The sequence below is a fragment of the Aequorivita marisscotiae genome (genome assembly GCF_029814825.1).
GTDB lineage: Bacteria > Bacteroidota > Bacteroidia > Flavobacteriales > Flavobacteriaceae > Aequorivita > Aequorivita marisscotiae.
The window spans coordinates 208,242-233,187 of sequence record NZ_CP122379.1 but is presented as its reverse complement, the minus strand read 5'-3'; the positions used below and the strand labels follow the sequence as shown (position 1 = coordinate 233,187).

The following is a 24,946-nucleotide window of genomic DNA, read 5'->3' as shown; positions in this document are numbered from 1 at the left end:
GGCCATGGGAGTTCGTAAAAGAGAAAGAGCAGAAGCAATCAAGGAAGCCAAGAAAACTATTTACATGGCTAAATTGAACAATTGCCCCACTTCACCAAGAAAAATGCGTTTAATGGCAGACTTGGTACGTGGTGAAAAAATAGACAAAGCACTTAACATTTTGAAGTTTAGTTCAAAAGAATCTTCACGCAAATTGGAGAAACTACTTTTGTCTGCCATCAACAACTGGCAACAAAAGAACGAAGACGCTTCAATAGAAGATGCAGATCTTTTTGTTAAGGAAATCCGTGTGGATGGAGGAACAATGTTGAAGAGACTACGCCCTGCACCACAAGGCCGCGCACACAGAATTAGAAAACGCTCCAACCACGTAACACTCGTGTTGGCAGCAAACGATAACACACAAAGCAAGTAATTAAATGGGACAGAAGACAAATCCAATCGGGAATCGCTTAGGTATCATTAGAGGTTGGGAATCCAACTGGTACGGAGGCAACGACTACGGCGATAAATTGGCCGAAGACGACAAGATTAGAAAATATGTTCACGCGCGTTTAAGCAAAGCTAGTGTGAGTAGAGTAATTATTGAGCGTACGCTTAAGCTTGTAACCGTTACTATAACCACTGCCCGTCCCGGTATCATTATCGGTAAAGGTGGCCAGGAAGTAGACAAGCTAAAAGAAGAGCTTAAAAAAATTACAGATAAAGAAGTACAGATCAACATCCACGAGATTAAAAGACCTGAACTTGACGCATATTTGGTAGCTGCAAGTATTGCACGCCAGATTGAAAGTCGTATTTCTTACCGTCGCGCTATTAAAATGGCAATCGCGGCAACTATGCGAATGAATGCAGAAGGTATTAAGGTACAAATCTCTGGCCGTTTGAATGGGGCAGAAATGGCACGTTCAGAATCTTACAAAGAGGGTCGTATTCCTTTATCAACTTTTAGAGCCGATATTGACTACGCTTTAGTTGAGGCACACACTACCTACGGTAGATTGGGTGTTAAAGTATGGATTATGAAAGGCGAAGTATATGGAAAGAGAGAACTTTCACCATTAGTAGGTTTATCTACAGGAAAAAAGAGTGGTGGTAAAGGGTCTCAAGCAGGACGCGGTGGCAACAAAGCACGTCGCAGAAAGTAATTTTTTAAATAAAAGAAAATGTTACAACCTAAAAGAACAAAATACCGTAAACATCAAAAAGGCCGTATGAAAGGTGATGCCGGACGTGGCAATCAATTGGCATACGGAACCTTCGGTATAAAATCGTTGGAATCAGAATTTCTTACAGCTAGACAGATTGAAGCTGCTCGTATTGCTGCAACTCGTTTTATGAAAAGAGAAGGTTCTATTTGGATTATGATTTTTCCAGATAAACCAATTACCAAAAAACCTCTTGAAGTACGTATGGGTAAAGGTAAAGGTGCTGTAGAATACTATGCTGCTGTAGTTAAGCCAGGAAGAATACTTTTCGAGGTATCTGGTGTTCCTGTAGAAACAGCAAAAGAAGCATTGCGCCTTGCAGCTCAAAAGCTTCCCGTTAAAACTAAATTTGTAATGTCTCGGGATTTCCAAGCATAATTTTTTAAAAGATGAAACAATCAGAAATTAAAAAAGCATCAACGGCAGAACTTCAGGAAGCATTTGCTGAATCTAGAAGGGCTTATACAGACCTTAAAATGGCTCATACCATTTCACCGTTGGAAAATCCAATTCAACTAAGATCCCAAAGAAGGGTGATAGCAAGAATAGCGACGGAACTAACTAATAGAGAAGTGCAATAATTGTACAGCTGAAAGATGGAAGAAATTAAAAGAAACTTAAGAAAAGAACGTATAGGGGTAGTAACCAGCAATAAAATGGACAAGTCTATTGTAGTTGCAGAGGTTAAAAAAATTAAACACCCTATGTACGGAAAGTACGTAACAAAAACTAAAAAGTACGTTGCGCACGACGAGACAAACAATTGCAACGAAGGCGATACAGTAAGGATCATGGAAACACGCCCTTTAAGTAGAACCAAATGTTGGAGATTAGTAGAAATAATTGAAAGAGCGAAGTAGTTATGTTACAACAAGAATCAAGACTTAAAGTCGCAGATAATACCGGTGCTAAAGAAGTACTTTGCATACGCGTATTGGGCGGTACAAAAAGAAGGTATGCTTCAATTGGCGATAAAATTGTAGTTTCTGTTAAAGAAGCAACGCCAAACGGAAGCATTAAGAAAGGAGCAGTTTCTACAGCAGTCGTAGTACGTACTGTAAAAGAAATTAGAAGGCCTGATGGTTCTTACATCCGTTTCGACGATAACGCTTGTGTACTTTTAAACCCACAGGGTGAAATGAGAGGAACACGCGTTTTCGGACCGGTGGCAAGAGAACTTCGCGACAAGCAATTTATGAAAATAGTATCATTGGCACCAGAGGTGCTTTAATATGAAAACTAAAATGACAAAGCTTAAAATAAAATCAGGAGATACAGTAGTAGTTACCGCCGGAGACCATAAAGGTTCTGAAGGAAAGGTGATGAAGGTAATCCTTGACAAAAACAAAGCAATCGTAGAAGGAGTAAATATGGTTTCAAAACACGAGAAACCAAGCGCGAAAAACCCACAGGGCGGAATCGTAAAAAAAGAAGCTCCTATCCATATTTCTAACCTTTCATTAGTAGATCCAAAATCTGGTAAAGCAACACGTGTAGGGTATAAAACTGAAAATGGTAAAAAAGTACGGTTTTCAAAACAATCGAATCAAGCAATATAGTTATGGCATATACACCAAGACTTAAGGAAGAGTACAAAAGCAGAGTGGTTAACGCCCTTACCGACGAATTTGGTTACAAAAACGTCATGCAAGTACCAAAATTGGAGCGTATTGTTGTTTCCCGCGGAGTGGGTGCAGCGGTAGCAGACAAAAAACTTATTGACTATTCGGTTGATGAGTTTACAAAGATAACCGGGCAAAAAGCGGTTTCAACAAACTCTAAAAAAGACGTTGCAAACTTCAAACTACGTAAAGGCATGCCAATTGGTGTGAAAGTTACGTTGCGTGGAGAGCGTATGTACGAATTTTTAGACAGATTGGTAACTTCGGCTTTGCCTAGGGTACGTGACTTTAACGGAATTAAAGCAACAGGTTTTGACGGAAGAGGAAACTACTCTTTAGGAATTACCGAGCAAATTATCTTCCCAGAAATCGATATTGATAAAGTGAAGAAAATTGAAGGAATGAACATTACGTTTATCACTTCGGCTGCAACCGATAAAGAAGCGAAATCATTATTACAAGAATTGGGATTACCCTTTAAAAAGAACTAAGAGATGGCTAAAGAATCAATGAAAGCCCGCGAGGTTAAGAGACAAAAAATGGTAGCAAAATATGCAGCCAAGCGCAAAGCTCTAAAAGAAGCTGGCGACTGGGAAGGTTTGCAGAAACTACCAAAAAATGCCTCACCAGTGCGTTTACACAACCGTTGTAAACTTACCGGAAGACCAAGAGGGTATATGCGAACTTTCGGTATTTCACGTGTTACTTTCCGTGAAATGGCAAATTCTGGGTTAATTCCTGGTGTGCGCAAAGCATCTTGGTAAAAAAGTAAAGACACCCAATTGTGTGTCTTAGTAAAACAAAAATTAACTGGTTGAAGGTTCTGAAAGGAAAACCACATCCGCAAATTCAAATAAATGAATATAGATCCAATTTCAGATTATCTAACGCGTGTTAGAAATGCTGCAAAAGCTGGGCATCGCGTAGTAGAGATTCCAGCGTCTAATCTTAAAAAGGAGATTACAAAAATCCTTTTCGATCAAGGTTACATTTTAAGCTATAAATTTGATGACGAAAGTACCCCACAAGGTATCATCAAGATAGCCTTAAAGTACGACAAACTTTCTAAGGAGTCGGTAATTAAGAAAATTCAAAGAATAAGTAAACCCGGTTTACGTAAATACGCAGGTTCAACAGAGCTTCCTCGTGTGCTTAATGGTCTTGGTATTGCCATCGTTTCAACTTCATCTGGAGTTATGACAGGCAAACAAGCAAAAGCACAAAACATAGGTGGTGAAGTATTGTGTTACGTTTACTAAAAAATAGACAAAGAAATGTCAAGAATAGGTAAAAACCCGGTATCAATCCCACAAGGAGTTACAGTTGATGTAAAAGACAACGTAATTACCGTAAAAGGAAAATTAGGCGAGTTATCTCAAGAATTTGATTCTGATCTAACCGTAAAAGTAGAAGACGGAAACGTATTGGTGGAACGCCCTTCAGATTCTAAAGACCACACTGCAAAGCACGGTCTATACAGAGCGCTGATCAATAACATGATCGAAGGAGTAAATAACGGATGGACCAAACAATTAGAATTGGTAGGTGTGGGTTACCGCGCTAGCAACCAAGGACAAAAATTAGATTTGGCTTTAGGTTTTTCGCACAATATTGTTTTGGACATTGCGCCAGAAGTAAAAGTGGAAACCGTATCTGATAAGGGTAAAAACCCTATCGTAAAATTAACTTCGCACGACAAACAATTAGTAGGGCAAGTTGCGGCAAAAATTCGTTCTTTCCGTAAACCAGAACCATACAAAGGAAAAGGTATTAAGTTTGTAGGTGAACAATTAAGAAGAAAAGCAGGTAAATCTGCATAACAAATAGAGTTATGGCATTATCAAAATACGAAAGAAGAGAGCGCTTGCGCATGCGAATCAGAAAAACGGTTGAGGGTACCGAAAGTCGCCCACGTTTAGCTGTATTCCGTAGCAACAAAGAAATATACGCTCAGATTATAGACGATGTAAATGGAAAAACCATTATCGCTGCATCTTCTAGAGATAAAGATATTGACGCTTCAAAAGTAAATAAAGTTGAAGCTGCAAAAATGGTAGGAAAAGCAATCGCAGAAAAAGCTGTTAAAGCCGGTGTAGAAACCATCGCTTTTGACAGAGGCGGTTACCTATACCACGGAAGAGTAAAATCATTAGCTGAAGGTGCACGCGAAGGTGGCCTTAAATTCTAAGTAGCATTATGTATCAAGATTATAAAAACGTAGAATTAGTAAAACCAGGAGGGCTTGAATTAAAAGACCGTTTGGTAGGTGTACAACGTGTAACCAAGGTGACCAAAGGTGGTCGTGCCTTCGGATTTTCAGCTATTGTAGTTGTTGGGGACGAAAAAGGTGTGGTAGGCCACGGACTTGGGAAATCTAAGGATGTAGCTAGCGCAATAGCAAAAGCTATTGAAGATGCTAAGAAAAACTTAGTTCGCATTCCTCTTAACAAGGTAACGCTTCCACATGAACAAAAAGGAAAATACGGCGGAGCCCGTGTAAACCTTCTTCCAGCCGCGCCTGGTACCGGAGTAATTGCTGGTGGTGCAGTACGTGCCGTTTTGGAAGCAGTAGGTGTTCACGATGTATTATCAAAATCTCAAGGATCTTCCAATCCACACAACGTGGTAAAAGCAACTTTTGATGCCCTATTGCAAATGCGAAGCGCGCAAACTATTGCTGATCAAAGAGGAATTTCACTTGAAAAAGTATTTAAAGGATAAATATCAGAGCGATGGCAAAAATTAAAGTAACAAAGGTAAGAAGCGTTATAAAACGCCCGAAAGACCAAAAGCAAACTATGGAAGCACTGGGCCTACACAAAATGGGACAGACCGTAGAGCACGACGATACGCCAAGCATTCTTGGTATGATCAATAAAGTTAATCACTTAGTTTCAGTAGAAACTAAATAAGGAAACACGAAAAATGGATTTAAGTAACTTACAACCCGCCGAGGGATCGGTGAAAAATCAAGGCAAGCGAGTAGGTCGCGGACAAGGTTCCGGTAAAGGTGGTACTGCCACCCGCGGACATAAAGGAGCAAAATCACGTTCAGGTTATTCAAAGAAAATTGGATTTGAAGGTGGACAAATGCCCTTACAACGTCGTGTTCCTAAGTTTGGATTTACAAACATCAACCGTAAAGAGTACAAAGGTATTAACATAGATACCCTACAACAATTGGTTGACGACAAGAAAATAAAAGATGCCGTTGACTTTGAAACCTTATTTGGTTTAGGTCTTGCTGGAAAGAACGAAATGGTAAAGATTTTAGGTAGAGGAGAATTAAAAGCAAAACTAAAAGTATCTGCACACAAGTTTACTGCCTCGGCAAAACAAGCTATTGAAGCTGCCGGAGGTGAAGTAGTAACATTGTAACAACAGCTAAGGATGAAATTTATTGAAACCTTAAAAAATGTTTGGAAAATAGAAGAATTGCGTAACCGTATTCTTCTTACCCTAGGAATGCTCTTGGTATATCGTTTTGGTGCCCAGGTAGTTCTTCCAGGGATCGATGCAGATATGCTAGCGCAATTTGCCGGTAAATTTGATGGAGGCGGAATTGGTAGTTTACTGAACGCATTTACAGGAGGGGCTTTTGCCAACGCTTCTGTTTTTGCATTGGGTATTATGCCATATATTTCTGCATCTATTGTAGTACAGTTAATGCAAATTGCTGTACCATACCTGCAAAAACTACAGAAAGAAGGTGAGAGTGGTCGTAAAAAAATCAATCAGATTACGCGTTGGTTAACCATCGGTATCTGTTTGGTACAAGCGCCAAGTTACCTTGCAGGTCTTCCGGCAATGGGAGTGCCAGCCGAAGCTTTTGTTATGGGCCAAAGCTTAATGTTCTATGTTTCTTCAGTTATAATACTTGTTACTGGAACAATATTTGCAATGTGGCTAGGTGAAAAAATTACCGATAAAGGTATTGGTAATGGTATCTCCATATTAATTATGGTTGGTATTATTGCAAACTTACCTCAGTCATTCGCTCAGGAATTTGTTTCGAGAGTAATGGAATCAAACGGTGGTTTAATTATGATTCTTATTGAGTTGGTTATCTGGTTCGTTATTATCCTATTATCAATTATGTTGGTAATGGCGGTAAGAAAGATTCCGGTGCAGTACGCAAGAAGAACAGCAACCGGTGGTTTTGAAAAAAACATCTTTGGAGCCCGACAGTTTATTCCGTTAAAGCTAAACGCTTCTGGGGTAATGCCAATTATCTTTGCGCAAGCAATTATGTTTGTTCCGTCGGCAGTAGCTAGTTTAAACGATAGTGATTTATCACAAAGCATTCAAGCTACTTTTAGCGATATCTTCGGATTTTGGTACAACTTGGTATTTGCAATATTGATTATAATATTCACATATTTTTATACTGCTATTACGGTACCAACCAATAAAATGGCAGACGATCTTAAGCGTAGTGGTGGGTTTATTCCTGGTATTAAACCAGGTTCGCAAACCGCTGAATACTTAGACCGAATCATGTCCCAAATAACCCTTCCAGGTTCTATTTTCCTAGCACTGATCGCAATATTTCCTGCCTTCGTTGTTAAGTTAATGGGAATTCAGCAGGGATGGGCATTATTCTACGGTGGTACTTCACTACTTATTATGGTAGGGGTAGCTATCGATACAATGCAACAAGTAAATTCGTATTTATTAAACCGTCATTACGATGGCTTAATGAAAAGCGGCAAAAACAGAAAAGCAGTAGCATAATTATGGCAAAACAAAGCGCAATTGAACAAGATGGTAGCATAGTGGAAGCACTATCAAACGCAATGTTCCGTGTAGAACTGGAAAACGGTCACATTGTAACCGCACACATTTCTGGTAAAATGCGAATGCACTACATTAAGTTGTTGCCAGGAGATAAAGTAAAGCTAGAAATGAGTCCGTACGACTTGACGAAAGCAAGAATAACATACAGATACTAATACAACGGACCTCACGGTTCATTGAACTATAAAAACGAAAACAGATGAAAGTTAGAGCATCCGTAAAAAAAAGAAGTGCCGACTGCAAGATTGTTCGCAGAAAAGGCAGATTATATGTAATTAACAAAAAGAACCCAAAGTTCAAACAAAGACAAGGATAAGTTATGGCAAGAATCGCAGGTGTAGATATCCCGAAGCACAAAAGGGGTGTAATCGCGTTAACGTATATCTTCGGAATCGGTAAGAGCCGTGCCCAAGATATTCTGAACAAAGCCGGAGTTGACGAAGACAAAAAAGTAAGCGAATGGAACGATGATGAAATCGGTGCTATTCGTGACGCTGTAAGCTCTTTTAAAATTGAAGGTGAATTACGTAGTGAAGTTCAATTAAGCATTAAACGCTTAATGGATATTGGTTGTTACAGAGGTATTCGTCACAGATCGGGTCTTCCGCTAAGAGGACAACGTACTAAGAATAACTCTCGTACTAGAAAAGGAAAACGTAAAACTGTTGCTAACAAGAAAAAAGCAACTAAATAAAACCTAGAGTTATGGCAAAGACAACGTCTAAAACTACAAAAGCAGTTAAAAAACGCAAAGTTAATGTTGAATCTGTTGGTGAAGCGCACATTACCGCTTCCTTCAACAACATTATTGTGTCGTTAACAAATAAAAACGGCGATGTTATCGCTTGGTCCTCAGCCGGTAAAATGGGTTTCCGTGGATCTAAGAAAAACACACCGTATGCAGCTCAATTAGCATCAGAAGATTGCGCAAAAGTTGCACACGACGCTGGTTTACGTAAAGTAAAAGTTTATGTAAAAGGTCCAGGAAACGGTAGAGAATCTGCAATACGTTCCATCCACAATGCCGGAATTGAAGTAACCGAAATTATCGATGTTACGCCAATGCCACACAACGGATGCCGTCCACCAAAAAGAAGAAGAGTATAATTATTTTTTATTTTCTATTGCTTATTACTACCTAAGGTATTAGTAGCTAAGAAATAAAAAATAATAATAGACAATAATTAATAACAAGTATCAATCTGAAGAAATCAAAAACTAAAGGATAGTAAAGACAGGATATATCCTGTCTCGACAAAGACCTTAATTTAGTTTTCCTTCATAACCTTAAATTAGAAATGGCAAGATATACTGGTCCAAAAACTAAAATAGCCCGTAAATTCGGGGAAGCAATTTTCGGAGATGATAAATCTTTCGAAAAAAGAAACTATCCTCCAGGGCAACACGGTAATACCCGTCGTCGTGGAAAAAAATCTGAATACGCAATCCAACTTGCTGAAAAGCAAAAAACAAAATACACGTATGGTATTTTAGAGCGCCAGTTCAGAAATATGTTTAAAAAAGCAACAGCAGCGCCAGGAATTACCGGTACTGTATTGCTACAATTGTGTGAGTCTCGCTTGGATAACGTAGTGTACAGAATGGGAATATCTCCTAGTCGCTCAGGTGCCAGACAACTAGTTTCTCACCGTCATATCACCGTTAATGGTGAAAAAGTAAACATTCCATCGTACCAGCTTAAACCTGGAGATGTTGTAGGCGTTAGAGAAAAATCTAAGTCGCTTGTAGCGATTAACGATTCTTTGGCCAATGCAAGTCACGTTTACGAGTGGATTAGTTGGAATGGTGAAAAGAAGGAAGGAACATTTGTTTCTATTCCAGAACGTATCCAAATTCCAGAAAACATCAACGAGCAGTTGATCGTCGAATTATATTCTAAATAATAAAAACAGCAAGTCAATTATGGCAGTATTTAGTTTTCAGAAGCCTGATAAAGTTATAATGGTAAATTCTACCGATTTTGAAGGGAAATTTGAATTTCGTCCCTTAGAACCGGGGTACGGACTTACCATTGGTAACGCATTAAGACGCGTATTACTTTCCTCTTTGGAAGGATTCGCCATTACTTCAGTTCGCATGGAAGGCGTGGATCACGAATTTTCTACCATCGCTGGTGTAGTGGAAGACGTTACCGAAATTATTTTGAACCTTAAACAAGTTCGTTTTAAAAGACAAATAGACGAAGTAGATAACGAAACCGTTACTATTTCGGTATCTGGAAACGAACAGTTAAAAGCAGGCGATTTCCAAAAATTCATTTCAGGTTTCCAAGTATTGAACCCAGAATTGGTTATTTGTAATATGGATAAGAAAGTGAACCTTAATATGGAAATCACTATCGAAAAAGGTCGCGGTTACGTTCCTGCAGAAGAGAACAAAAAAGCAAACGCTCCTTTGGGAACCATCTTTACAGATTCTATCTACACTCCAATTAAAAATGTGAAGTACAGTATTGAAAACTTCCGTGTAGAGCAGAAAACAGATTACGAAAAATTAGTTTTCGAAATTGTTACCGACGGATCTATTCATCCAAAAGATGCTTTAACCGAAGCTGCAAAAACCTTAATCCACCACTTTATGCTGTTCAGCGATGAGCGCATTACCTTGGAGGCGGATGAGATTGCACAAACCGAGACCTATGATGAAGAATCCCTTCACATGCGTCAGTTGCTTAAAACAAAACTAGTAGATATGGATCTTTCGGTTCGTGCGCTAAACTGTTTAAAAGCGGCAGAGGTTGATACTTTGGGCGACTTGGTATCATATAACAAAAACGACTTGATGAAGTTCCGTAACTTCGGTAAAAAATCGCTTACAGAGCTAGAAGAGCTTGTAAACGTAAAAGGCCTAAACTTCGGGATGGATCTTGCAAAGTATAAATTAGATAAAGACTAGTTGATTAACGGTTTCCGATTTATGATTTCAGATTTTTGAAGTTGTAAATCTGAAATCAACAATCATAAATCAACAATCGTTAATAAATTAACCCATCATAATTTGCTCTCCGACAAACGGATCTGGTAGCAAGATGATGAAAACAAAAATGTCATGAGACACGGAAAAAAAATAAATCAATTAAGTAGAAAAACTGCCCATAGACACTCAATGTTGGCTAACATGGCTAGTTCATTAATAGAACACAAAAGAATCAACACTACTGTGGCAAAAGCAAAAGCGTTGAAACAATTTGTAGAGCCATTAGTAACAAAGTCAAAGGAAGATACTACACACAACCGTCGTTTGGTATTTGCAAAATTGCGTCAAAAGGATGCAGTTGCAGAACTGTTTAGAACTGTTGCGCCAAAAGTTGGTGACCGTCCGGGTGGTTATACTCGTATCATTAAATTGGGTAACCGTCTTGGTGATAACGCTGATATGGCCATGATAGAGCTTGTTGACTTCAACGAACTTTACAATGCTGGTAAAGCAACCAAGAAAAAATCTACGCGTAGAAGTCGTCGTGGAAGCGGTTCTTCAGCAGCTGCTCCTGCTGCAAAAGCTGCTCCAGCAAAAACTGAAAAAGAAGCTAAAAAGGAAGAGGAATAAATGAATTCCAATTCAATAAATAACAAAGGGATAAGCGTTTTCGTTTATCCCTTTTTTTTATACTATTTTTGCAAAGATTTTTGAGAAACCTAATAATTGTCACCCTGAACTTGTCGCAGGGTTGAAACCTTTAAAGGAATGAAATACCAAACACGAAAAAAAGCACTTATTTTACTGGCAGACGGCACCATTTTCTACGGAAAAGCTGTAGGTGGCAAAGAAGGTACAGCCTTCGGTGAAGTTTGTTTCAACACCGGAATGACCGGGTATCAAGAGATTTTTACAGACCCTTCCTATTTTGGACAGATAATGGTCGCCACAAACGCCCACATCGGGAACTATGGCACCAATAAAGACGAAGTAGAATCTGAAGGAATAAAAATTGCAGGATTGGTGGTGCGCAATTTTAGTTACCATTATTCGCGTCCCGCGGCAGATGATTCCTTGGAAGAATTTTTAAACAGAAATAATTTATTGGCAATAAGTGACGTTGACACCCGCGCACTGGTAAGCTACATTCGCGACAATGGTGCGATGAACGCCGTTATTTCTACAGAAGTTGATAATATTGAAGGTCTTAAACAACAACTCGCCGCTGTACCTAATATGGACGGTCTTGAACTTGCCTCAAAAGTTTCAACTAAAGAACCTTATTACTATGGCGACGAAAATGCTAAATATAAAGTTTCGGCTTTGGATCTAGGGATAAAAAAGAATATTCTGCGCAGACTTGCCGAACGGGATTGCTATATAAAGGTATTTCCTTACAATGCTAGTTTTTCAGAAATGGAAGCATTTAATCCAGATGGTTATTTTATATCTAATGGTCCCGGTGATCCGGAGCCACTCCATAGCGCTATAGAAGTTGTAAAAACTATTTTGGAAAAGGAATTACCTATGTTCGGAATCTGTTTGGGACACCAAATGTTAGCTTTGGCAAATGGCGTTTCAACTTATAAAATGCACAACGGGCATCGCGGTATAAACCATCCTGTTATGAATTTAATCACCGGTAAAGGTGAAATTACCTCGCAAAATCACGGTTTTGCTATAAATAGAGAAGAAGCGGAAGCCAATTCAAATATCGAAATTACGCACGAACATCTTAACGATCATACTGCGGCAGGAATTCGTTTAAAAAATAAACCTGCCTTTTCGGTACAATATCACCCCGAAGCAAGTCCCGGACCGCACGATGCTTCGTATCTTTTTGATCAGTTTATCGAAAGTATTGAAAAATATAAATTACAAACCGTATAAAATCAATAGACCCCGAAGGTTTTTAAAACTTTTGGGGTCTTTCAATTAACAAATATCACTAACTAATAATTCCAATGAGCATCATAATAGACATCAACGCCAGACAAATTTTTGATTCAAGAGGAAATCCAACCGTAGAAGTAGACGTAATCACCGAAAACGGATTTATGGGCCGCGCCGCCGTTCCGTCGGGAGCTTCAACAGGCGAGCACGAAGCTGTGGAGCTTCGCGACGGCGACAAAGCATATATGGGAAAAGGGGTTTTAAAAGCTGTTGAAAATGTACAGGGTAAAATAGCTGGGACACTCTTGGGGATTTCAGTTTTTGAACAGGAGCTCATAGACAAAACTATGATAGAGTTAGACGGTACACCCAATAAATCGCAACTCGGAGCCAATGCCATTTTGGGCGTTTCATTAGCATGTGCCAAAGCTGCTGCAGCCGAACTAGGCATGCCTCTGTACCGTTATGTGGGCGGGGTAAGTGCCAAAACACTCCCTGTGCCCATGATGAATATTATTAACGGAGGCTCGCATAGCGACGCCCCTATTGCTTTTCAGGAATTTATGGTCATGCCAATTAAGGCGAAAAGTTTTACACATGCCATGCAAATGGGATCTGAGATATTTCACAATCTGAAAAAAGTATTGCACGATCGTGGGTTGAGTACGGCCGTAGGCGACGAAGGAGGGTTTGCTCCAACGCTAAACGGAACAGAAGATGCCTTAGACACCATTGCAAAAGCTACTCAAAATGCGGGTTATAAATTAGGCGATGATGTTATGATTGCTTTAGATTGCGCCGCTGCCGAATTTTATGTGAATAATAAATACGATTACACAAAATTTGAAGGGGAAAAAGGTAAGGTGCGAACGTCAAAAGAACAGGCGGATTACTTAGCGCAATTATGCGACAAATATCCAATAATTTCAATTGAAGATGGGATGGACGAAAATGATTGGGACGGTTGGAAATACTTAACCGAAAAAGTGGGCCATAAAGTACAATTGGTGGGAGACGACTTATTTGTTACCAATGTTGAAAGACTTTCGAAGGGTATATCTGAAAAGATAGCCAATTCAATTTTAATAAAAGTAAACCAAATTGGTACGCTTACCGAAACCATTGCAGCTGTAAATATGGCGCACAATGCTGGTTATACTTCAGTAATGAGTCACCGAAGTGGGGAAACCGAAGACAACACAATTGCAGATTTGGCCGTGGCCTTAAATTGTGGTCAAATTAAAACAGGTTCCGCTTCGCGAAGTGATAGAATGGCCAAATACAATCAATTGCTTCGAATTGAAGAGCAATTGGGCGATGTGGCTTATTTTCCGCAGGAAAAGGCCTTTAAAATATAAGAAGGAGTTAATTCTTTGTAAAACCTTGCTATTCGCGAGGTTTTTTTTGTTTTGTATAATATTTCACCTCATTTTATTTAAGGTTTTTTTAACCTAAGATTACGTGCAATTGTTAAAAAATTTGCTTTAGATTTTGTAATTTAGCGATTCTGAATAATTAAAAAACACACTATATTTTATGGCAAAGATGGCGACCCTCGAGATTGAAGGTAAAAAATATGATTTCCCCATCGTAGAGGGAACTGAGAATGAATTAGGAATTGATGTTAAAAGTCTTCGAGCAGACACCGGAGGTGTTGTTACCCTTGACCCAGGTTATAAAAATACGGGCGCTTGCGAAAGTGCAATCACTTTTTTGGATGGTGAAAAAGGAGTGCTGCGATATCGTGGTTACTCTATTGAGGAACTGGCCGAGAAAGCCCACTTTTTAGAAGTATGCTATCTTCTTATCTTTGGGGAATTACCTACCACCCCACAACTAAATAAATTTCACGCAGATATAAAAGCACAATCCCACGTAGATGAGGATGTGAAAAAAATATTAGACGGATTTCCGAAATCTGCCCACCCGATGGGGGTTTTGTCTTCCTTAACTTCGGCTTTGGTAGCGTTTAACCCATCTTCGGTAAACGTAGATAGCGAAGAAGATATGTATAAGGCCATTGTAAAGATTCTGGGGAAATTTCCTGTTTTAACGGCTTGGACTTATAGAAAGCGTATGGGGCTTCCGCTAGACTACGGTGGCGATTCTCTAGGATATGTAGACAACTTTATTAAAATGATGTTCAAAAAGCCCAGTGCCGATTACGCCACAAACGATATTATTTTGGAGGCATTAGACAAGTTGTTAATCCTTCACGCAGATCACGAACAAAATTGCTCTACCTCTACGGTGCGTATTGTAGGATCTTCGCACGCAGGCTTGTTTATTTCTATTTCGGCTGGAATTGCCGCTTTATGGGGGCCACTTCACGGAGGTGCTAACCAAGCGGTAATTGAAATGCTGGAAGCAATTAAAGAAGATGGTGGCGATACCAAAAAATTTATGGCAAAAGCCAAAGATAAAAACGATCCGTTCCGTTTAATGGGCTTCGGACACCGAGTTTACAAGAATTTTGATCCACGTGCAAAAATTATTAAGAAAGCGGCAGATGCTGTTTTAGACGATTTGGGCATAGACGATGAAATATTAGATATTGCTAAAGCACTTGAAAAGGAAGCTTTGGAAGATCCGTACTTCGTAGAAAGAAAATTGTACCCGAATGTAGATTTCTACTCTGGGATAATTTATAGAGCTCTAGGCATTCCCGTTGAAATGTTTACCCCAATGTTTGCTCTTGGGCGTTTGCCGGGTTGGATTGCACAATGGAGGGAAATGCGCCTAAACAAAGAACCAATAGGCCGTCCAAGACAGATCTACGTTGGGAAAACGCATCGTGAATTTGTGCCAGTAGAAAAAAGATAATACTAAATTTTTAATACGCAAAAAAGCACTTCGGTATCGAGGTGCTTTTTTTATATTTGCCGTATGATTAAACTGAACGTTACAGACGAAATTTCTAGATTGCGCGCCGTAATATTGGGCCGCGCAGATAGCAATGGCCCCGTGCCAAAATTGGAAGATGCATACGACCCAAAATCTGCCGAACACATTAAAGCGGGGACCTACCCCAAAGATGAAGATATGGTGAAGGAAATAGACGCTGTGGCCGAAGTTTTTAGCAAGTACAACGTAAAGGTTTACAGACCCCATTCCATAAAAGATTACAACCAGATTTTTTCGCGAGACATCGCTTTTGTTATTGAAGACAAATTTATAATTGCCAACATACTCGACGATCGTTCAAAAGAAATTGAGGCCATTGAGCACGTAATTAATCAAATAGATCCTTCAAAAGTTATAGAATTTCCGGAAAACGCCCATATTGAAGGTGGCGATGTGATGCCCTGGGGCGAATATATTTTTGTGGGTACTTACTACGGCGACGATTATGAAAATTTTATTACAGCTCGAACAAATATGAAGGCTGTAAAACATCTTCAAAAACTGTTCCCGTATAAAAAAGTAAAATCCTTCAACTTAAAAAAGAGCAATACAGTTGCCAATGAAAACGCTTTGCATTTAGATTGCTGCTTTCAGCCTTTGGGCAAGGGAAAAGCAATTATTCATAAAGAAGGTTTCTTGATTGAAGAAGAGTACGAATGGTTGGTGGATTTCTTTGGGAAAGACAATTGTTTCCATATTACAAAAGACGAAATGTATAATATGAATAGCAATGTTTTTTCTATTTCGCCCGACGTAATTATATCTGAAAAAAACTTTACCCGTTTAAATACTTGGCTTCGCGAACAAGGCTTCACTGTTGAAGAAGTTCCATATGCCGAAATCGCCAAGCAGGAAGGATTGCTGCGCTGTACTACAATGCCGTTAATTCGGGATTGAACCAAGTTGTTAAAGCTTAGCTGCCAAACAAAACTTAATAACTATCTCGACATAAATATACCTTTAAATTAAGACGAAATAGCACATTAAATTTACGAGATGCTTGTTTAAACTTTCTTTTTAAAACTTCGAATGAAATAATTTTGCAGAGGATTAAACAAAGATTGGTGCGACAAACGTTTTTAAATGTTTTTTGAAATCAAAAATTTCCGTGGAAGATGTTTTATGGTAAAATTATTACTTCAAGCTTATTGATGTTTGCAATTTTGAAATTATACTAAAAACTTCATTAAAAACGCTTTTGGCCTTTATCTTGAGGGAGTTATTTAAAATTCATTCTACAATGTACAATTTGTAAGCTATTGCAACAAATTGTTATTACTATTAAATAGGGCTGCAAAGGCTTATTTAACACAAAAACGACCCCCACTTTCACAAAAATTTAGTAAACTTGGCGTATTAAAATTTTAACACTTTGAAAAGATTTAAATCCCTTCCTTTTTTATTGCTGTTTCTAACAGCAATTACTACCATTAATGCCCAACAGAAAAACATAAGCCTTGAAGAAATTTGGGGCGGTGCATTTAGAACCCAAGGTTTAGATGCCCTGCATTCCATGAATAACGGCAAGGAATACGCCGTACTAAATTACGATAGGCAAAATAAGGCGTCAACCGTAGATGTATTTGAGTATAAAAGCGGCGAAAAGGTGCGAACACTTTTAAACACAAACGATTTAAAGGGAATTAACTACGTTATTTCGTACGAATTTAGCGCCGATGAATCTAAAATTCTTTTCACTACCGAATTGCAGCAAATATACCGTCGTTCGTCCCGGGGTACTTTTTACGTTTACGATGTTGCCTCCAAACAGTTCAGTTTAGTTTCTACCAATAAAATACAAGAACCTACTTTTAGTAATGACGGCAGTAAGATTGCGTACGGTTTTGAAAATAATCTGTACATAAAAGATTTAAATACCGGGGAAACAAAGCAAATTACTTCCGACGGTAAAAAAAATAGTATCATTAACGGAATTACAGATTGGGTTTACGAAGAAGAATTTGCCTTTGTTCGCGCTTTTGAATGGAGCACAAGTGGCGATAAACTGGCCTACATAAAATTTGATGAATCCGAAGTGCCACAATTTAATATGGATCTGTACGGCAATCAATTATACCCAACGGCAGATACTTTTAAATACCCAAAAGCGGGAGAGGCAAATTCTAAAGTTTCCTTGCATCTTTATGATCTTAATGGTGGGAAAACTTCGGAAGTAAATCTTTCAAACTACAACAATTACTACATCCCCAGATTGCTTTGGACCGAAGACAATAATCTGTTAAGTGTACAGCTTGCCAACAGGCATCAAAATGTAATCGACTTGGTTTTTGTAGATGCTTCAAACAATACTTCAAAATTAATCTTATCCGAAAAAGATGATGCATACGTTGACGTTACCGACAATCTTACTTTTTTAAACAACAACAGTTTTTTCTGGACCAGCGAAAAGGATGGCTGGAACCATATTTATCAGTACGACAAAAACGGAAAATTGCTACACCAAGTAACCAGCGGCCCGTGGGAAGTTACCGCCTATTACGGATTTGATCAAAATACGGGGCGCGTTTATTACCAAAGTACCGAAAATGGCAGTATAAACCGCGATGTGTATTCTATTCTTCCTTCCGGAAAGAACAAAGTGCGTTTAACCCAACAGACGGGAACCAATGCAGCAGATTTTAGCGCAGACTTTTCGTACTTTATAAATACTTTTTCAAATGCCACAACACCCTATGTATATACATTGCACGACGCAAGAACAGGGAAGTTGCTACGCGAAATAAAAAATAACAACGACCTTAAAAATCGGTTGGATGCGTTTAAGATTTCACCGAAGGAATTTTCAACTATACATATTAATGGCGAAGATTTAAACATGTACACCATTAAACCGGTAGATTTTGATGAAACCAAACAATACCCATTGTTTTTATATCAGTATTCAGGTCCCGGTTCGCAAAATGTTTCAAACAGTTGGATGGGTACAAATGATTACTGGCATGAAATGCTCGCCAATGAGTTAGATATAATCGTGGCTTGTGTAGATGGTCGCGGAACAGGTTTTAAAGGAAGGGATTTTAAGAAGATGACGCAAAAGGAATTGGGTAAATATGAAGTCCAAGACCAAATAACGGTTGCTAAAAAGTTAAGTGAGTTACCATATATAGACGCTTCTCGTACTGGAATTTGGGGTTGGAGTTATGGTGGGTTTATGTCGTCAAACGCATTGTTTCAAGCACCCGAAACGTTTGAAATGGCCATTGCGGTGGCTCCAGTAACCAGTTGGAGATTTTATGACAGCATTTATACCGAGCGCTATATGCAAACCCCACAGGAAAATCCCACGGGTTATGATGAAAATTCACCATTGTCGCACGTTAACGGACTTAAAGGTGAGTTTTTATTGGTTCATGGAAGCGCTGATGACAACGTACATGTGCAGAATAGCATGCGTTTAATAGAAGCGTTGGTACAGGCCAATAAACAATTTGATTGGCGAATTTACCCCGATAAAAACCACGGTATTTACGGCGGAAATACCAGACTTCATCTTTATACATTAATGACCGATTTCATCAAGAAAAACTTATAAAACAACAACAACTAATAATAAATCTTATGTCAGACGCACTACAATATCAAAAGCAAAAGGAATTATTTGGCCATCCTGTTGGTCTTTACATCTTGTTTTTTACCGAAATGTGGGAACGCTTTTCCTATTACGGAATGCGTGCTATTTTGGTACTTTACTTAGTGGCAGAATCTACTGGTGGAAACCCAGGTTTGGGTTGGACAAATGCCGAAGCATTATCAGTATATGGCTGGTACACCATGTTTGTATATGTAGCATCTATTCCCGGTGGTTGGATAGCCGATAAATTCTTAGGGCAAAAACAATCGGTGCTAGTAGGTGGAATTTTACTGGTTGCTGGTCACGGAATTTTATCTTTTGAATATATGTGGGCTTTTTATACCGGTTTAGGGCTAATCGTTGCTGGTGTGGGTATGCTTAAGCCAAATATCTCTACTATGGTTGGTGGTTTGTATAAGCCTGGCGATATTAGAAGAGATAAGGGATTTACCATATTCTATATCGGTATAAATATTGGCGCCTTCCTTTCCAGTTTAATTGTTGGTTATGTAGGTGAAGTTTATGGATGGCACTATGGTTTTGGTCTTGCCGCAATTGGTATGGCGTTGGGATTAATTCAGTATTTAGTTGGTCAAAAACATTTAAAATATGTTGGAAACAACACCAATAAATCTATAGATCCGGAAGAAAAGGCAGCAATGGCCAGACCGTTGAATAAAATTGAAAAGGATAGAATGATCGTATTGTTTATCTCCTTTGTGCTTGTAATTGTATTTTGGGGTGCCTTTGAACAAGCTGGCGGTTTGATGAACATTTACGCTTCAGAAAAAACCGATCGTATGTTGATGGGTTTTACTGTTCCAGCATCTTGGTTTCAGTCTCTAAATGCCATGTTTATAATTATATTCGGTACAGTTGTAGCTGCATATTGGGCCAAAAGAAAACTAAAGGGAAAAATCTCTACGTCTCTCTTTAAAATGTGTATTGGGTTAATTATAATGGGAACCGGATTCTTCTTTATGACTGCCGCTGCTGCTGAATTTAAGATAGAAGGTTCGTCTGCAATGTATTGGTTGGTCTTGGCGTATTTATTTCACACTATTGGCGAATTATGCCTATCGCCAGTGGCGCTTTCATATATTACAAAATTGGCTCCTCTAAAGTACGCTTCTCTTATGATGGGAGTTTACTTTGCAATGACTGGCTTCGGAAATAAAGTGGCCGGGCTATTAGGCGAATCTGCATCCGATTTAGGAGAATACACTGTCTTTACAGGTATTGCAATATTCTGTATAGTTTTTGGTCTATTGGTTCTGTTAATACGTAAGAAATTGGAAAACCTTACCCACGGAGCGGAAGATAACGAACGTGAGCTTCATGATAATGAACCGTTTGAACTTGCAGATCCAGACATCAATAAAGCGAACTAATCCTTCATTAACTATCTAACCAAAATTGAGAGTCATGAATACCGATATTGAAAATTTATTTAAAGACAAAGTTTTAGGACATCCAGCCGGACTTTTTATACTTTTCTTTACCGAAATGTGGGAACGTTTCTCCTTTTACGGAATGCGAATCCTCTTAGTGTTGTTTTTAACGGCACCGCTTATGAGCGACAACCCAGGTTGGGACTGGCCAAGAGAACATGCTTTAGCGCTTATTGGTACCTACGCATCGCTCTTATACCTAACGCCAATAATTGGCGGTTATATTGCAGATAAAATAACTGGTTACCGAATGGCAGTGGTTATTGGCTGTATTATTATGACCTCGGGGCATGCCTCTATGGCACTCGAAACTACTTCGTCATTTTATCTTGGACTTGCACTTTTGGTTATTGGTACAGGTTTTTTTAAGCCCAATATTACGTCTATCATCTCCGAAATGTACAAGGGCAAGGAATCAAAAAAAGATGGCGCTTATACTATTTTTTATATGGGTGTTAATGCCGGAGCTTTTTTTGGAATGATGCTCTGCGGGTACTTAGCCGAAAATAAAGGTTGGGCTTGGGGCTTTGGTCTTGCTGGAATATTTATGTTTTTAGGAATGCTTCAATTTTTATTGGCACATAAAATATTTGGAAATATTGGTGCAAAACCTTCCAAAGTCCACGAAGTTGAAATACCTCAAAATATAAACGAAGAAAGGCCGGAACTACGCCAAGACGAAGTAGAGGAAGCGCCAATTAAACTCAACCCATTTACGGTGTTTGATTATGTACTTATAGTATTATCCTCTATCGGCGGATTACTATATCTGTTTAATGATCCCTTAGAAACTATCTATTCTAAATCGTTGGTGCCTTTTGAAATTGGCGGAATGAGCGGAACCAATATTGTCGTGCTCGCTGCTTTGGCAATGTTTTTAATACTATTGGTTACCCGTATTGCACGTTATTTGCCAATTGTTAGAGACAGGCTTATTGCCGTTTCAATCTTCGGACTTTTTACGGTATTCTTTTTTGCATTTTTTGAACAATCCTTAGGCTCAATGACGCTTTTTGCACAGGATTATACAGATAGGGACTTAACCGGAAATTCTGCCATGATTTTCAAAATTATAGATGCGCTATTAACGACCGTTCCCTTGATTATTATTTCTTGGGTCATTTATTTGCTCGTCAAGAAAACGTATAGTAGAATTGCCTTGTCCAATGTAGCTTTGGTGATCGCATTTATTGGTATTTGGGGGCTGGTTATTTATAGATTGTACGATAAATTCAATCAAACTGAATTGCAGGTAGATGCCACTTGGTTCGGGATTTTAAATTCGTTCTTCATTATTACCTTGGCACCTATATTTTCAAAATGGTGGGAGAGCAAGTATAACCCCAGTGCGGCCGTAAAATATGGCATCGGGCTTATACTTTTGGGCTTGGGCTTTGCCATTCTTTCCTATGGCGCATCAGACATTCCTCCGGGAGCTATGACCGCAAAGGTGAGTATGATATTTCTTATACTAGCTTATTTAATGCACACGATGGGCGAGCTTTGTTTATCGCCATTGGGGCTTTCATATTTAAGTAAATTAGTGCCCGCCCGAATGATTGGTTTTATGTTTGGTGTTTGGTACCTCGCCATAGCGGTCGGGCAAAAAGCAGCCAATACAATGGGAGGTATGATCGATAAAATTTCGTCTGAATATTCTATGGGAACATTCTTTTTAATATTTACGCTAATACCTATAGGAGTTGGGATTATTTCAATGTTATTAAACCCTGTTCTAAAAAAACTAATGCACGGCATTCGTTAATACACAATACTTTACAATAAAAAAGCGTTCCTTTTTATGGAACGCTTTTTGTTTCAAAAACATAAAATTTTTTAAAGCCTTTAGAATGAAATATATACTACTACTTTTTCTTTTAGTTTCCGCAACCAACATCAATGCGCAAAAAATAAATTGGATGACAATGAACGAAGCGCTTGAAGCCCAGAAAAAAGAACCTAAAAAAATCTTTATGGACGTTTATACTACTTGGTGCGGGCCATGTAAATTACTCGACAAAAATACCTTTAGCGATGCAGACGTTATTGAATACGTAAATAAAAATTACTACGCTGTAAAGTTTAACGCCGAAGGTACCGAAGAGGTGACTTTTAACGATTTCACCTACACCAACCCAAATTACGATCCAAATAGAAAAGGAAGAAATTCGCAGCATTTGTTTGCACACGCACTAAAGGTAAATGCCTATCCCACGGTTGTATTTTTTAAGGAAAATGGAGATTTAATCCAAGCAGTTCCGGGCTATAGAACCCCGCCACAGCTCGAAATATTTTTGAAAATGATACACACAGATGATTATTTAAAAGTTACCACTGCCGAAGCATGGGCAGCGTATCAGAAAAATTTTAAACCTACTTTTTAGGTTAGCTATTTCGGTTTCATATTCTAGCTAATCTATTGGGAAAGCTCCTTGTTTTGCTGTATGGCAAAACGGGAGCTTTTTTAATTTACAGCTTTTTTCCCAACGGGTTACATATGTAAAATAATTGCTCCCGTCTGCTATAATCTGTTTAGGTTGTAAACTGTCAATAAGTCTATTTAAATTTACTTTTGGACTATGGGTAAGTATAATAGTATGTACTTTTTTATGGGTTGGAAAAACCGCCAAACTGTCTAAAACTAAAATAGTTTTGCGCTTATATTGAAATACTTTCGGCAGCAATTCTTCGGAATAGGCAGTGCTATTTACTGCTGTTTTAAACGATTTTATAGGGTATATTTCGGAACTACTCGAAATGGTGTCGCTTTTATAAACAATTAGTTTCTTTCCATTTTTATAACCTATTAGCGTCTGCTTATTTTTTTGAAAAACCACTAATTGGTTGTTTGAGGTTCTGTATTCCTCAAAAATATAAATTGTAATAAATACTGCGAATGCCAATAACGAAACCATCAATTTGCGATATTTCATTTTTTTAAAAAACAGAGCTACCGCAATTATTAGTATATAAGCTCCCAATACTTTTACTTCGGAAAAATGAATGCTTTTAAAGAGAAATTCATCTTGTACCGAAACCCAGGTTATAAAATTGTTTAGACTTTCTATTACTGCGTTATAAGCCTGGGCCAACCAATGGGGAAGCATTTGGAGTGCAGCCAAAATTACAATCAATATGCCACCGCACATCAACACGGTTAGTAGGGGTAGCACCACAATATTCGTCAATAAAAACAAGCCGGGAAACTGATGGAAATAATACAAACTTAGCGGCAATACGCCAATCTGGGCACAGAGGGTAACGGTAATTATCCCCCATATTTTACGCACTACGGTGTATTTGGAAAATCCAACTTTATAAAAAAGAGGTTGCAGCCAAACAATAAAGAATACCGCCAAAAAACTCAACTGAAACCCAACCTGAAACAACCAAAGCGGATTAATTAAAAGCAAGGTTAAAAAGGAAAGAAATAACGTGTTAATAGAATTTGTTTCGCGGTTGAGAAGTTTCGCTACAGCAAAAAAGCTAAACATGGTAACCGCGCGCGTTACCGAAGGTGAAAGTCCGGAAAGTAAGGCAAACCCCCAGAGAAGAAGCACAATTACAAGTGCATGTAAAAATGCGCCGTATTTTATTTGTAAAAACGGTTTAAGAAGAAACGCGAGTACAAGATATAAAATACCCACATGAAGCCCCGACACCGCTAAGATATGCACAGCTCCTGCTGCAGCATAGGCATTGTAAAGATCGGTGTCTATATCTTTTTTTTCACCTAAAACCAAGGCTTGTATTATCGCGCGTTCATTGGATTGTAATTCGGTTTTTTGAAGTTTGCTTACAATAGTACTTCTAAAGTTTTGGGCTATTCCAAATAGCGTTTTTCTTCCAGTTGTAGTATGTACAATTTCCTTTTCTGAAATTTTTATTTGTCCGTAAACACTCAAAGATTTCATATATTCTGAATAATCAAATTGGTGCGGATTTAATGGTTCTGGAATTTTTGATATGGCGCCGTAAACCAAAAGAATATCATCTACGGAAAACGAAGTATTTGATGAATCTTTTGAAATTTGCAGTAGGATTTTACCCGTTGCAGCTTCGCCTTGAATGGCGTTTACCGTTGAAAAATATTTTGTATTGTAGGTATCCGGTTTTAAAACTTCGGTGATTTTAAGCTGAATAATTTTAAAATCGTCATTCGCATTAAGTATATGCGAAAAGTGTTCTGCTTGAAAGTGTGGTAACCTAATTTGATAATTGCAATAGCCAATTGCGAAAAAGCAGAGATACGCTGCAATCCCGAAGTAAGTGGTTTCTATTAACTGCTTTCTGTTATAGAACCAAAGTATAAGTACGCCAAAAAGAAGCGGCAAAACCAAGTAGGCTGAAATCGTGGTAGTAGGAAAAAAGTGTGCTGCAAGTATCCCCATTACAATACAGGCGGAAAACTTTACAACTGCGAAGTTTATAAATTTCATATCCCAAGTTTTAAGTTGAACACTTAAAATTTACTGGGGAGAATTAATTTTTACAATTTAAAGGAATCTGGGTTTTGCCTACTATCCCAAATTCTTAGGATTA

32 protein-coding genes are annotated in these 24,946 nt (G+C 38.5%); 31 read left to right on the top strand and 1 reads right to left on the bottom strand.

Annotated elements, in window-relative coordinates:
• The first annotated feature begins 4 nt into the window (after nucleotides 1-4).
• From rplV to QCQ61_RS01000, 31 genes are all read left to right on the top strand, one after another.
• Nucleotides 5-415: a 50S ribosomal protein L22 gene (rplV, locus tag QCQ61_RS01150; protein WP_272855231.1), complete on the top strand. Its 411-nt coding sequence runs from the start codon at nucleotides 5-7 to the stop codon at nucleotides 413-415.
• Nucleotides 416-419: 4 nt separating this feature from the next.
• Nucleotides 420-1,148 carry a 30S ribosomal protein S3 gene (rpsC, locus tag QCQ61_RS01145; RefSeq protein ID WP_279448878.1) on the top strand — a complete coding sequence of 243 codons (729 nt, stop codon included), beginning with the start codon at nucleotides 420-422 and terminating at the stop codon, nucleotides 1,146-1,148.
• A gap of 18 nt (nucleotides 1,149-1,166) precedes the next feature.
• Nucleotides 1,167-1,586 (top strand): 50S ribosomal protein L16, encoded by a 420-nt coding sequence (gene rplP, locus QCQ61_RS01140; RefSeq protein ID WP_062622470.1) that lies wholly within the window; start codon nucleotides 1,167-1,169, stop codon nucleotides 1,584-1,586.
• Nucleotides 1,587-1,597: 11 nt separating this feature from the next.
• On the top strand, nucleotides 1,598-1,789 hold the full coding sequence (gene rpmC / locus QCQ61_RS01135) for a 50S ribosomal protein L29 (RefSeq protein WP_279448876.1): 192 nt from the start codon (nucleotides 1,598-1,600) through the stop codon (nucleotides 1,787-1,789).
• 15 nt (nucleotides 1,790-1,804) lie between these two features.
• Nucleotides 1,805-2,068 (top strand): 30S ribosomal protein S17, encoded by a 264-nt coding sequence (rpsQ, locus tag QCQ61_RS01130; RefSeq protein ID WP_279448875.1) that lies wholly within the window; start codon nucleotides 1,805-1,807, stop codon nucleotides 2,066-2,068.
• Nucleotides 2,069-2,070: 2 nt separating this feature from the next.
• Nucleotides 2,071-2,439 carry a 50S ribosomal protein L14 gene (gene rplN, locus QCQ61_RS01125; protein WP_272855229.1) on the top strand — a complete coding sequence of 123 codons (369 nt, stop codon included), beginning with the start codon at nucleotides 2,071-2,073 and terminating at the stop codon, nucleotides 2,437-2,439.
• Between the two features lie 13 nt (nucleotides 2,440-2,452).
• Nucleotides 2,453-2,767, top strand: a complete 315-nt coding sequence (gene rplX / locus QCQ61_RS01120; protein WP_279448874.1) for a 50S ribosomal protein L24 — start codon at nucleotides 2,453-2,455, stop codon at nucleotides 2,765-2,767.
• 2 nt (nucleotides 2,768-2,769) lie between these two features.
• On the top strand, nucleotides 2,770-3,321 hold the full coding sequence (gene rplE, locus QCQ61_RS01115; protein WP_279448873.1) for a 50S ribosomal protein L5: 552 nt from the start codon (nucleotides 2,770-2,772) through the stop codon (nucleotides 3,319-3,321).
• Nucleotides 3,322-3,324: 3 nt separating this feature from the next.
• Nucleotides 3,325-3,594: a 30S ribosomal protein S14 gene (rpsN, locus tag QCQ61_RS01110; protein WP_279448872.1), complete on the top strand. Its 270-nt coding sequence runs from the start codon at nucleotides 3,325-3,327 to the stop codon at nucleotides 3,592-3,594.
• A gap of 93 nt (nucleotides 3,595-3,687) precedes the next feature.
• The gene (rpsH, locus tag QCQ61_RS01105) at nucleotides 3,688-4,089 is read left to right on the top strand and encodes a 30S ribosomal protein S8 (protein WP_279448871.1); all 402 of its coding nucleotides are present in this window, start codon (nucleotides 3,688-3,690) and stop codon (nucleotides 4,087-4,089) included.
• A 15-nt stretch (nucleotides 4,090-4,104) separates the two neighbouring features.
• The gene (gene rplF / locus QCQ61_RS01100) at nucleotides 4,105-4,650 is read left to right on the top strand and encodes a 50S ribosomal protein L6 (RefSeq protein WP_279448870.1); all 546 of its coding nucleotides are present in this window, start codon (nucleotides 4,105-4,107) and stop codon (nucleotides 4,648-4,650) included.
• Between the two features lie 11 nt (nucleotides 4,651-4,661).
• A complete protein-coding gene (gene rplR / locus QCQ61_RS01095) occupies nucleotides 4,662-5,018 on the top strand; it encodes a 50S ribosomal protein L18 (RefSeq protein ID WP_279448869.1) in 357 nt (118 codons plus the stop codon).
• 8 nt (nucleotides 5,019-5,026) lie between these two features.
• Entirely contained in the window at nucleotides 5,027-5,551 is a 525-nt protein-coding gene (gene rpsE, locus QCQ61_RS01090) for a 30S ribosomal protein S5 (protein WP_237602245.1), read from the top strand.
• 11 nt (nucleotides 5,552-5,562) lie between these two features.
• Complete coding sequence (gene rpmD / locus QCQ61_RS01085; protein ID WP_279448868.1) at nucleotides 5,563-5,742, top strand: 50S ribosomal protein L30; 180 nt, start codon at nucleotides 5,563-5,565, stop codon at nucleotides 5,740-5,742.
• 13 nt (nucleotides 5,743-5,755) lie between these two features.
• Entirely contained in the window at nucleotides 5,756-6,208 is a 453-nt protein-coding gene (rplO, locus tag QCQ61_RS01080; RefSeq protein WP_279448866.1) for a 50S ribosomal protein L15, read from the top strand.
• Nucleotides 6,209-6,220: 12 nt separating this feature from the next.
• Entirely contained in the window at nucleotides 6,221-7,564 is a 1,344-nt protein-coding gene (secY, locus tag QCQ61_RS01075; protein WP_279448865.1) for a preprotein translocase subunit SecY, read from the top strand.
• A 2-nt stretch (nucleotides 7,565-7,566) separates the two neighbouring features.
• Nucleotides 7,567-7,782: a translation initiation factor IF-1 gene (gene infA / locus QCQ61_RS01070; protein ID WP_026452613.1), complete on the top strand. Its 216-nt coding sequence runs from the start codon at nucleotides 7,567-7,569 to the stop codon at nucleotides 7,780-7,782.
• Between the two features lie 44 nt (nucleotides 7,783-7,826).
• Nucleotides 7,827-7,943, top strand: coding sequence for a type B 50S ribosomal protein L36 (gene ykgO, locus QCQ61_RS01065; protein ID WP_009779203.1), 117 nt, complete (start codon nucleotides 7,827-7,829; stop codon nucleotides 7,941-7,943).
• 3 nt (nucleotides 7,944-7,946) lie between these two features.
• Nucleotides 7,947-8,321, top strand: a complete 375-nt coding sequence (gene rpsM, locus QCQ61_RS01060) for a 30S ribosomal protein S13 (protein ID WP_045079257.1) — start codon at nucleotides 7,947-7,949, stop codon at nucleotides 8,319-8,321.
• Nucleotides 8,322-8,332: 11 nt separating this feature from the next.
• Nucleotides 8,333-8,734, top strand: a complete 402-nt coding sequence (rpsK, locus tag QCQ61_RS01055) for a 30S ribosomal protein S11 (protein WP_279448864.1) — start codon at nucleotides 8,333-8,335, stop codon at nucleotides 8,732-8,734.
• Nucleotides 8,735-8,925: 191 nt separating this feature from the next.
• Nucleotides 8,926-9,531 carry a 30S ribosomal protein S4 gene (gene rpsD / locus QCQ61_RS01050; protein ID WP_279448863.1) on the top strand — a complete coding sequence of 202 codons (606 nt, stop codon included), beginning with the start codon at nucleotides 8,926-8,928 and terminating at the stop codon, nucleotides 9,529-9,531.
• 19 nt (nucleotides 9,532-9,550) lie between these two features.
• Complete coding sequence (locus QCQ61_RS01045) at nucleotides 9,551-10,543, top strand: DNA-directed RNA polymerase subunit alpha (protein ID WP_279448862.1); 993 nt, start codon at nucleotides 9,551-9,553, stop codon at nucleotides 10,541-10,543.
• 153 nt (nucleotides 10,544-10,696) lie between these two features.
• Nucleotides 10,697-11,194 (top strand): 50S ribosomal protein L17, encoded by a 498-nt coding sequence (rplQ, locus tag QCQ61_RS01040; RefSeq protein WP_279448861.1) that lies wholly within the window; start codon nucleotides 10,697-10,699, stop codon nucleotides 11,192-11,194.
• A gap of 138 nt (nucleotides 11,195-11,332) precedes the next feature.
• The gene (gene carA / locus QCQ61_RS01035) at nucleotides 11,333-12,454 is read left to right on the top strand and encodes a glutamine-hydrolyzing carbamoyl-phosphate synthase small subunit (protein WP_279448860.1); all 1,122 of its coding nucleotides are present in this window, start codon (nucleotides 11,333-11,335) and stop codon (nucleotides 12,452-12,454) included.
• Between the two features lie 74 nt (nucleotides 12,455-12,528).
• Complete coding sequence (gene eno, locus QCQ61_RS01030; protein WP_279448859.1) at nucleotides 12,529-13,815, top strand: phosphopyruvate hydratase; 1,287 nt, start codon at nucleotides 12,529-12,531, stop codon at nucleotides 13,813-13,815.
• 178 nt (nucleotides 13,816-13,993) lie between these two features.
• Nucleotides 13,994-15,280 carry a citrate synthase gene (locus QCQ61_RS01025; RefSeq protein WP_279448858.1) on the top strand — a complete coding sequence of 429 codons (1,287 nt, stop codon included), beginning with the start codon at nucleotides 13,994-13,996 and terminating at the stop codon, nucleotides 15,278-15,280.
• A gap of 63 nt (nucleotides 15,281-15,343) precedes the next feature.
• Nucleotides 15,344-16,258, top strand: a complete 915-nt coding sequence (locus tag QCQ61_RS01020; RefSeq protein WP_279448857.1) for a dimethylarginine dimethylaminohydrolase family protein — start codon at nucleotides 15,344-15,346, stop codon at nucleotides 16,256-16,258.
• A 475-nt stretch (nucleotides 16,259-16,733) separates the two neighbouring features.
• The gene (locus QCQ61_RS01015; protein WP_279448856.1) at nucleotides 16,734-18,914 is read left to right on the top strand and encodes a S9 family peptidase; all 2,181 of its coding nucleotides are present in this window, start codon (nucleotides 16,734-16,736) and stop codon (nucleotides 18,912-18,914) included.
• A 26-nt stretch (nucleotides 18,915-18,940) separates the two neighbouring features.
• Nucleotides 18,941-20,344, top strand: a complete 1,404-nt coding sequence (locus QCQ61_RS01010; protein WP_279448855.1) for a peptide MFS transporter — start codon at nucleotides 18,941-18,943, stop codon at nucleotides 20,342-20,344.
• 34 nt (nucleotides 20,345-20,378) lie between these two features.
• Nucleotides 20,379-22,169 (top strand): peptide MFS transporter, encoded by a 1,791-nt coding sequence (locus QCQ61_RS01005; RefSeq protein WP_279448854.1) that lies wholly within the window; start codon nucleotides 20,379-20,381, stop codon nucleotides 22,167-22,169.
• 85 nt (nucleotides 22,170-22,254) lie between these two features.
• Nucleotides 22,255-22,788, top strand: a complete 534-nt coding sequence (locus QCQ61_RS01000) for a thioredoxin family protein (RefSeq protein WP_279448853.1) — start codon at nucleotides 22,255-22,257, stop codon at nucleotides 22,786-22,788.
• A gap of 27 nt (nucleotides 22,789-22,815) precedes the next feature.
• Here the strand turns inward: QCQ61_RS01000 and QCQ61_RS00995 are convergent, their stop codons facing one another.
• On the bottom strand, nucleotides 22,816-24,843 hold the full coding sequence (locus QCQ61_RS00995; RefSeq protein ID WP_279448852.1) for a ComEC/Rec2 family competence protein: 2,028 nt from the start codon (nucleotides 24,841-24,843) through the stop codon (nucleotides 22,816-22,818).
• Between the last annotated feature and the right edge of the window lie 103 nt (nucleotides 24,844-24,946).